Annotated in this window: 6 protein-coding genes and 2 pseudogenes; 2 read left to right on the top strand and 6 right to left on the bottom strand. The window is 35.8% G+C overall.

All coding sequences use genetic code 11. The features are described from left to right. Positions 1-72: 72 nt before the first annotated feature. Positions 73-288 (top strand): hypothetical protein, encoded by a 216-nt coding sequence (locus AS180_RS20950; RefSeq protein ID WP_139109263.1) that lies wholly within the window; start codon positions 73-75, stop codon positions 286-288. 10 nt (positions 289-298) lie between these two features. Here the strand turns inward: AS180_RS20950 and AS180_RS20945 are convergent, their stop codons facing one another. Both AS180_RS20945 and AS180_RS24135 read right to left on the bottom strand, forming a co-directional pair. After that, positions 299-1276: an HD domain-containing protein gene (locus AS180_RS20945; RefSeq protein ID WP_025908326.1), complete on the bottom strand. Its 978-nt coding sequence runs from the start codon at positions 1274-1276 to the stop codon at positions 299-301. Positions 1277-1471: 195 nt separating this feature from the next. Continuing rightward, positions 1472-1657: pseudogene (locus tag AS180_RS24135) on the bottom strand (VOC family protein); the annotation flags it as partial. Between the two features lie 316 nt (positions 1658-1973). Here AS180_RS24135 and AS180_RS20940 point away from each other — a divergent pair. Beyond that, positions 1974-2552, top strand: a complete 579-nt coding sequence (locus tag AS180_RS20940) for a sugar O-acetyltransferase (protein WP_025908325.1) — start codon at positions 1974-1976, stop codon at positions 2550-2552. A gap of 143 nt (positions 2553-2695) precedes the next feature. Here AS180_RS20940 and AS180_RS20935 read toward each other — a convergent pair whose 3' ends face one another. The 4 genes and pseudogenes from AS180_RS20935 to AS180_RS23735 form a co-directional block, all read right to left on the bottom strand. Then, on the bottom strand, positions 2696-3301 hold the full coding sequence (locus AS180_RS20935; protein WP_062687452.1) for an FMN-binding negative transcriptional regulator: 606 nt from the start codon (positions 3299-3301) through the stop codon (positions 2696-2698). A 29-nt stretch (positions 3302-3330) separates the two neighbouring features. Then, positions 3331-3849: a spermidine/spermine N(1)-acetyltransferase gene (locus AS180_RS20930; RefSeq protein ID WP_025908324.1), complete on the bottom strand. Its 519-nt coding sequence runs from the start codon at positions 3847-3849 to the stop codon at positions 3331-3333. Between the two features lie 28 nt (positions 3850-3877). After that, entirely contained in the window at positions 3878-4303 is a 426-nt protein-coding gene (locus tag AS180_RS20925) for a MarR family winged helix-turn-helix transcriptional regulator (RefSeq protein ID WP_035320174.1), read from the bottom strand. Positions 4304-4497: 194 nt separating this feature from the next. Next, a pseudogene (locus AS180_RS23735) lies at positions 4498-4740 on the bottom strand (group II intron reverse transcriptase/maturase); the annotation flags it as partial.

Raw genomic sequence — 4740 nt, 5'->3', positions numbered from 1 at the left:
AACGATTGAGAGTTTCTCACTTTTAATCGTTCAGGTTTTTTGGTTGATTGTGAAAACAATGTTGGAAACAGGGTGGAATGGAGCGTAGGACACTCGACTCCTGCGGGAAAGAGAGGGAAAACGGAGATCCCGCAGCGCAGCGAGGAAGCTCAGGTTCCTCCCCGCGGAAAGCGAGTGGCCGTAGCGCAATGGAACGAACGTGTTCAGACAAACCAAAAAGATTGGAACAGCTATTGTTCGTCTCTTAGAAGCAATCATTTTGTTATGTCCCAAACTCTTTTTTGTTAGAAAACATAAATTAACTTTTAACTAGCTTTACATACATACCGATTTCGGCTTTAAATAACGCTACTTCGTTCATTTCTTTTACATAATTAGATAAATCAGAAGCAGATACAAATTTATTATTTATCCAGATAGATGGATTGATAAGTCGAATTTTGTTCTTTTGATGGATATCATACTCTTGTTCATTTACTTCCACCTCTACATCTGGATGAATTTGTCCTAACAAACTTACTACTTCTTGATCATTTGAAGCCTTTATTTTGTGAAGTAACTGATCATCCGTTGTTAAAAAATCATCTTTGGTAATGATTTTTTTATTTAAAGCCTGCTTTAATACTTTTGCCAGCCGATCGCCACCATAAATACCTAACGGATTCATAAAAAAATCAATTACCTCTTTATAATAAGTCTCTACAAACCACTCGGCAACTTCAATATGTTGAAGGTGTATTTTTCCGTTTATGACCACAATATCTTGTAAGAAGCGCTGTGTTTCTGCCAGCGAGATATAACCGTACGAATACATGTCTCGTAGCGTATAATCAACGCGATCAGCGCATAGCTCAGGAGCTGACTGCTCAAGTATTGTCCACTTCGTTTCATCAAGCAAAATTTCACGATAATCATATCCATGCTTAGCTAAAATTCTTGGAAGACTCGATTCAGAAATAACTGTTTCATAAATATCTTCATGATAATCTTCATTGCTTTTATCAAATACATAATCTACTACGTGTGAAAAAGCCGTGTGGGATACGTCATGAAGCAGCCCTGCTATTTGTTCTTCTACAGAGCCACCTAATTTTTTAATGAGGAGCATCACTCCAACAGAATGCTCAAATCTTGTTACGTTCCACTCCTTATTAATTAAATAACTTGCCCCGCCTTGATGAATCTCCTTTAAGCGCTGCACAGGCTCGCTTAAAATTAGCTCTTCTACTACTCCTGTTATATCAAACTCTCCGTAGATTTTATCGTATATAAGCATCTTGTTCTCCTCTATTTATATTTGTATGTCCACCCTTTAATTGTTATTTTCCTTTCCACGCTGTTCAGCTCTTCAGTAACCTCAACAAAGCTACTTTTTAAATGGTCCTACTTCAATTCCAAGTGAGCGAAGCCATCGACGGACAGACTACTGTAAACCACCATAGCTTACTTCAAATGCTACGTGTCTTAGTTATGGATGGTATACTGTTTGATAGTCATTCCCTTCCCACAGCTCAAGCCAGTTTCTCTCTTTTTTAATCCAAAAAAATGCGGTATTATCATCTTTTCAAGCCAGTTCTAACCCTAGCTTCTCATAAACCAAGATAGAAATCGATAGATCTTTTACAGACAAATGCGCTTCATATAACCCTTTTATCATGTCGTTGCTCTACATCCCAGTAGTTTGCAAACTTTTCCCAAACAACTTGAACCCCTGAGCTAAACACAATGTTTCTGTCATTCTAGAAATTTAGATGTGTGGTTTCAAGCTTATTTTAAATACAAAAAAGAGCCTTCTACTTACATGTAAGTTAGAAAAGCTCTTTACCGATTAGCTCATAATACTTTGAAGGAAAAGTCATTTATTACTAAAGGCTTATTTTCTTAAAAGCAAACATTACTTTTCGCTTTTTTATTTTAAAGTGGATAAACTATTAATTGAATGATACATATCTCATCTAATAAGGAGCTAAACCATGACTGAAAAAGAAAAAATGCTAAACGGTGAAAATTATAACGCTAGAGACCCTGAGTTACTAAAGATGGCCCAAGAAGCACGCTATTATATGGATGAATTTAATAAGCCTGGTAGCAATCCAGAAGCTGATAAAACAAGTATATTAAAAAATCTTTGTGAGTTTGTTGGCGATAACGTTTGGATTGAAAAGCCGTTTTTTTGCGATTACGGTAAAAATATTTCAATTGGAAAAAATACATTTATCAACTTTAATTGCGTCTTTTTAGATACTAATAAAATTGTCATTGGTGAAAATGTTCTAATTGCACCAAGCGTACAAATTTATACGGCGACTCACCCTTTAAAAGCAGTTGAACGAATTAATTCGAACCATAAGGCAAACGAGGCACCTTATCGTACTTTGACTAAACCTGTAACTATTGATGATAACGTTTGGATTGGTGGAAATGCAATAATTTTGCCTGGCATTAGCATTGGTAAAAATTCTGTTATTGGCGCTGGAAGCGTTGTGACTAAATCAATTCCTGAAAATTCATTAGCAATGGGCAATCCGTGTCGAGTTATTGAAGAAATTTAAACTCCTCGCACTTTGTATTATTATTTCCTTGTTATAACCATTTTCCGAGCTGCTTTAGTCTTAAAGCTTTTATCTTAATTAGCTAAAAAAGAGTGATTCAACAAAACAATCACTCTTTTTTAATTTAAATTTTATCCCTTTAATTACAACTCTCTCTTCATTAGTTCTGCCACTTGCATATTATCGTGCTGACAACTCTCTTCTAAATGCTGAATCACTCTTTTTCGTCGTTCAACTGAATGATTTTGACTTAGCTTGGCCTGCGCTTCAATTTTTGTAATATTCATTTTAAGCGCAACAATCCCTCTGCTTAAACCTTCTACGAAACTAGCATCAACATCTTTTAACTGATAAGAACTTTCGGGTTTTTCATATTTCTCCACAGAGTTACTTAACGATTTAACTATGGTACGGTTATCTTTAATAATATCTAACTGTCCATATACATGAACAGCAACGTAATTCCAAGTAGGTACAGCTTTGTTTGTCTCATACCAAGAAGGTGAAATATAGCAGTGTGGACCTTGAAAAACAGCCAGCACTTGTTGATCGACAGCATCTTTCCACTGTTCATTAGCTCGAGCAAGATGCCCATATAAGGTTTTCTCTTCCTTATTTAAATTCAGTGGTAAATGCGTAGCACAAGGCTCACCGTTATGCTGAGAAAATAAAGTGCCGAATCCGTGCTGATCAATAATCTCATAAATGATATCTTCACTCTGAATCATGTAATGCTTCGGTATATACATTTACCTCAGTCCCCTTTTAAAAAGATCATTTAGATCAGTGATTTAACCATAATTAAATCGATTTGCTCTTCGTCCCCCATATAAAAAGAGTGTTGGCCTTGTTGAACAAATCCCATTTTTTTATAAAAAGCAAGCGCGTTCTCATTTTTCTCCCAAACGCCTAGCCAAATTTTTTGTTTATCTAACATTAAAGCGACCTCAACCGCTTTATTAAACAACTTCTTACCAAGACCATGTTTTTGATGGTTTTTTCGGATATAGATTCTTTCAATTTCAAGCGCATCATCTCCCAGTGCTTCAGACTGAGCTTCACCCACGTTGACTTTTAAATATCCTGCTAGCTCGTCATCATGATAAAGAAAAAAGAAGCGTGAAGAAGCAGTAGCCCACTCTTTTTCTAGCTTCTGTAAGGTAAATGCTTTTTCTAAATACGCTTTCATGTTTTCAGGAGAGTTTTGATGTCGAAACGTCTCATCAAACGTTTCATAGCTAATAGTTTGGAGCTGATCTAATTGTTCATAATTGCACGGCTTAATTTTTATGTTCATGTTACTCCTACCTTTCCTCTCAACTTTCTCAATACATTCTCTTATTTCCTTTTTTAACAAACTCCCAGTCCTTTTCAACATTTCTTCTTACTCGTTGAAGTAAGTCCACCATCACTTCCATTTCTTGATTTGAAAATCCGTTTAAAGCCATTTCATTTGAGTACTCATTTTCTCTTTTAATAATAGGAAAGACACTCTTGCCTTTTGCAGTTGGAAAAAGCTTTTTTATCTTTTTGTTATGGACATCTTCTTTTTTTTCAATAAATTCATTTATCTCTAATTTTTTTATAGCGCGAGCTGCCGTTGTTCGATCAACCTTTATCATTTCTGCTAGCTTTTCTTGAATAATTCCCGGATTTTCACAAATCCGAACAAGATACAAATATTGGCCCTTGGTAAGATCATACTCTTTAAACTCAATATTACTGATAGAATCAAGCGCTCTTGCAATCATCCCAATTTCGCGTAAAATCTCCACATTGACACACCTCCATTTTGTTGTATTCACAACAAAATATTTATATATAATGCATCTCATTTTTGTTGCATATACAACAAAAAACCAATCGAGTAGAGGGAAAATAAATTAACTTATTTTCGCCCCTCTCACAACACCGTACGTACGGGTCTCGTATACGGCGTTTCAATTTATATTACAGTGTGTACTTTTAAGTAACGTTCTAGGGCAGAGGGTACTCCCCTCTGCTTTAGTCTTTTGTTTGAGATTGCTCTTTGGACGACTTTTGATAGCCCTATATACCTGTAACCTTTTCGACAGTAGGTTAATCCTTTCGCTTCTTCCTTCGGAATCCCTAGCTGAATTAGCGATTTGATTTGTTTCTTCGGTACCTTCCATTGCTTCCAGATGATTACTCTGATTCTGGAGCGCAG

The organism is Priestia veravalensis (assembly GCF_001457055.1).
Taxonomy (GTDB): domain Bacteria; phylum Bacillota; class Bacilli; order Bacillales; family Bacillaceae_H; genus Priestia; species Priestia flexa.
Note: the sequence above shows the minus strand (reverse complement) of the source record. Positions and strands in the feature narration are given on the sequence as shown.